Source organism: Pseudomonas sp. P1_F1_2 (assembly GCF_056405815.1).
In genome coordinates this window covers 1-4051 of the sequence record NZ_JBFUBK010000192.1, presented here as the reverse complement: position 1 = coordinate 4051, position 4051 = coordinate 1, and the positions used below count along the sequence as shown (strand labels likewise).

The 4051-nt window shown below is 51.0% G+C and carries 2 protein-coding genes and 1 pseudogene; all 3 read right to left on the bottom strand.

From position 1 onward, the window contains the following. Nucleotides 1-733: pseudogene (locus AC1D2P_RS30350) on the bottom strand (tyrosine-type recombinase/integrase); the annotation flags it as partial. A gap of 11 nt (nt 734-744) precedes the next feature. After that, nucleotides 745-1998, bottom strand: a complete 1254-nt coding sequence (locus AC1D2P_RS30345) for a tyrosine-type recombinase/integrase (protein WP_477758553.1) — start codon at nt 1996-1998, stop codon at nt 745-747. Between the two features lie 1485 nt (nt 1999-3483). Then, nucleotides 3484-4011: a hypothetical protein gene (locus AC1D2P_RS30340; protein WP_477758554.1), complete on the bottom strand. Its 528-nt coding sequence runs from the start codon at nt 4009-4011 to the stop codon at nt 3484-3486. Between the last annotated feature and the right edge of the window lie 40 nt (nt 4012-4051).

Below are 4051 nucleotides of genomic sequence, written 5' to 3'. Positions count from 1 at the left end.
TGGGTAGCCAGAGGGTGTAGTACCTTTCATGATCAGCGCTTTCGATGAACTCAAAATCCGCAATGTCAAGCGAATGGAATTGAATCGAACGCGGGCCTAATTCGAAACTTAAGTGGAGCATCATGTTGAGCTGAGCTTCCCTCCAGTTTTTGGTCTGGATATCGCGCTCAATTCGCTGCAGTAGCCGGATCTCTTCATCAAGAGCTAAACCAGACTGGGATAGAAATATACGTTCGTACGGATCAAGGCGGCTCGTCTTGATTTCTTTAAGTGCTAGATATGTTTCTTTGTCAAAGCCCAATATTCCTCGATTAAGGGCCCAGCGATAAAACGTTCTAAAAAAAATAGTGCTCTCGCGAAATTTCGCCCAAGTACTTATGGTCGTGACCACTTCTTGTCGCGTCCAAGGAAACTTGGCTGAGATATCGCTCTCAGCTAGTCGCCCGAACACCCCGGATGCTTTGAATGCCGTTACCGGTGCATACTTTTCCAGTGCATAGGCCACGAACGCTTTGGCGATTTGCATGAGGTTAGGATTCAGGTGGAGCGCAGCCCAATCTATTTTCATAGCCGTTCCGCCGTCGTACCACGTCCAAACGCTCAATCGAGTATCGACGTACCTTGGCTGGTCATTAGTGCGAGTTCGAATGGCAACCCGAGCCGGGCCCTCGAACACGCAGGCCGGAAAAGAGGAGGAGGGTGAAGCGTGTTCTTGATCGGCTGATTTGGTCACGGCGTACCTCCTTAACTGTCAAGTCGGCTCCAGGCTGCCGAGGCACGCTGGGCATTGTGGCGGTTGGCCGACTCGGCTAGATAACGACTTGCATAACGGCGTGGCATCGCCGAAGTATCAGACCAGCCGCAGACTCGTCGGAGTTCGTCCGTGGCGCGCTCCAGGTCATGCCCACGCGTCTCGACCAGGTAAGCTAAGAAACGGTCGGCAAAGGTGTGGCGAAAGTCATGCGCAGAAAGTGTAGGCAACAACCCCGGATGAGCCAGTTCGATGGTCAGAAACAGCCGATCAAGGACGTTAGACAATCCGCGAATCGACAGCGGGCGGCCTCGGTCAGATATGAACAGATAGCGGTACAGCAATTTCATCGGTTTGCCGTCACGCAGAGGGCGCCGCTCGCCCTGGATATAGTGCTCGTAGACCTCATACAACTGTGCGGAGATACCTACTGTCCGTCCGTGGGTTTTCAGCGCAGGCTCTTCAGCGCGCGGGTCGCCTGGGTCATGTTCGCGGTCATTGATGCTGACATAGGCATGTTGAGAACCCTGGTTGATATCCGTGGTGTAGAGCTTCAGAAGCTCTCCGCGACGGATCCCGGTCTCGAGCAGCAATTCAATCATTAGCCAATTGCGCAACTGCAATCGTTCCGGAAACGGATTCTCCGCAGCGCCCGGGCGAATCAGTGTGCGAATGATCTGGAGTTGCGTATCTGTCAGGCTGCGGTAACGAGCGTGGTCGGGACGAACATTGATGATATGGCTCTCAAAGCGTCGTTCAATGACGTCGGCGACATCTGCAAATACCACCTCGATGTTAGCCAAGGTGGTTGAGTTTTGACGGGCGCGCGGGATGTAACGGGTGACACACCAGGACAGGTACTGCTTCAACAGCCGCAGGTACTGGTCACGGGTGCGCGGATCGATCTGCGGAAAAGATGCCGTTTTAGCTGTGCCGATTCGGGCGACCAAATTATCGGCCTGACGGCCGCTTTGGAGCCAGATGGCGTAACCGTCCAGTAACGCCAGAATCGCTTCAAAGTGACAGGCCAAGATAGCGTCATCGATATCCAGCTCCCGGCTTTTGGCATAGGTGTAGAAAGCCTGGATCGCACGCAGGTGCGCTGCGGCGGTGTTATATGCACGATGCCTGAGCTTGAGCTGGACGTAGATGAATGGGACTAGCTTGGGCAATGGCGCCGCCAGACCATCCTGCACAAGCAGTGGCACGCGCTGACCGGACGATAAACGACACTGAATCAGCTTCATTGGCAGCCACCTCATTCAATGACGCGCCATGAACACGAAGGACATGGCCCGTTGAGAGCGTGGACGCCAGAAGCGGGTTTGTCGAATCAGTGTCTTATGAGCCTCATGAACACTTCCAACATGGCATCTGGTTTAACATAATATACATTACACGTAACAACGTATTTCAGGATTAGCCTCATTGCTCACAGATTTGTCTAGATTACAGTACGCGGAAGTAAATCTGCATACAGATTGGGAAGTAATCGATAGATAGCGCTTTCAAGCCGTCTTATCTTTTTTTTACTTCCGATTTAGTGCGCTCGTCGTCGGAAACTGCTTCCTTACCTTTTCCTTACTTCCAAGTTTTTCCGTTGGTCGTCTAAATCCACTCCCTCATCTTTTTTTTACTTCTCATTTTAGGTTCTGACCCGACATTTGCTTTCGCCACAGCACCTGACTTTACGATATTCACAATGCATACAGCCCTAGATTGGCGTAATCGTGCCAATGAGCAAATCAATGTGTGAAATCTGCAGCGCTCAGCCTGGAGTTGATGCATAGACTTCAAGGGCTGCCGAACGTGGAAAAGACAAACGCTGGCTGAATTGCATGCAGATTTTGATGTTGGGTAGCTTGGCGCGGATGAGCTTTCAAAGCTCCGCATCTCTGTGCGAACTCCGGGTTTGCCGGTTGAGATGTCCACCCCGATCCCTCCGGTCGCCACTGAAATGGCTAACAAGCGGATTTATCCCGGTAAAATTGAACGGACTTATCGATGGCGATTCACCGTAATTAAAGCCGGTATGCACAATTCTTCCGTGGGTTGTTTAGACTAGCTTGGCACCTGGCCTAAAGCGAAAATTTGGGCACTGATTTCGTTGGAAGCCAGCGAAGCGCGTGCCCACTTCCGTTTTTTGCCGCTACTTACGCGATAACTGCGGATAAATCGAAAATTTCCGCTAGCTCATTGATAATTCAACTAAACGGCTATTTAGTTGAGTTAAGTCTAGAATGATCTCGATCATATTCTACCGTTGCTTTGTTCATGACCGAGTTAAAGATTGCATCGCGTGGACTGAGGAACTACCGCACCTACTTAGCAATGGATTTTCCATTGATGTAGATCGTAGCCAGTAAGAGCTGGCGCCCGAAGGGCTTGCTAAGGTCAGCGTTGCCGCAGCGGGTAGGCCAAAAGAATACAACGAGTTTCGCTTCCCAGGTACATTCGATGCCATGCCGAGCATGGCCTATCGCCTTACGCTTGTTGCTGCTTTTGGAGGAGCTCCAATCGTCTGCGATACACTATTAATGCGAGTTTTGCGTCCTCAAGTGACCTTGTGAAATTCGAGTGCTTTCACGAGCCCAATTTCTCCCGATCAGCAACGAGCGGAGTTTCGAAGATAGCTGCCGAGGCATTGACTGACTTGGGAGGTATTGCCGCGCCTTAAGGCTCTCTCCCCTGCCCTCACTGCTGGAGCAAAAGCCTTCAAGTCCTACATCACATTACTCAGAGGCTTCCGCTTCGTCAGCTAGATTTACTGATTTGAGCAGCCGAGTAATGACGATGGATAACCACGTTTGATAGTCGACAAATTCTGAGTCGACGTTGCCACCCGCGTTGGACGTTTCGTAGAGTGATCTCCAGTCAAGAATATCCGCTGGGTCGACCTGGGCGTTGTCCCGGAACACTGCTTGTGAAGCAAGTCGATATGCGTATGTATCCAAAAAAACCTCCCCCCTCCCCTTGAGCTTTACCCGAGCGAAATCATAAACATTCTCGGCGATCCAGTGTGGAGACCCGTTGAGTTTTGGAGGTATCGCTAATAGGACACCGACGATAGCCTTTTTTGAATCTGGTCGATCGATTTCGTTGAAGAGATCAATCAATTTTTCGCCTGAGAAGCAATTGACTATCTTGATGCACTGCTCTGCCTGAGCAACGTTCGCCACCGCGACCATCAACATAGTTGAAGGGCTATCCTCGTTACCTGTCGCAGTTAACTGCCGGGCGCTAATCTTTAGTGCGAGCATAAACCTCTCCCAAAATGAACACTATAGATTGTAGCTCTAT

What these genes read in the sequence shown, in the direction of transcription:
- AC1D2P_RS30345 (WP_477758553.1), bottom strand. Translation starts at nt 1,998, where the DNA reads ATGAAGCTGATTCAGTGTCGTTTATCGTCCGGTCAGCGCGTGCCACTG.
- AC1D2P_RS30340 (WP_477758554.1), bottom strand. Translation starts at nt 4,011, where the DNA reads ATGCTCGCACTAAAGATTAGCGCCCGGCAGTTAACTGCGACAGGTAAC.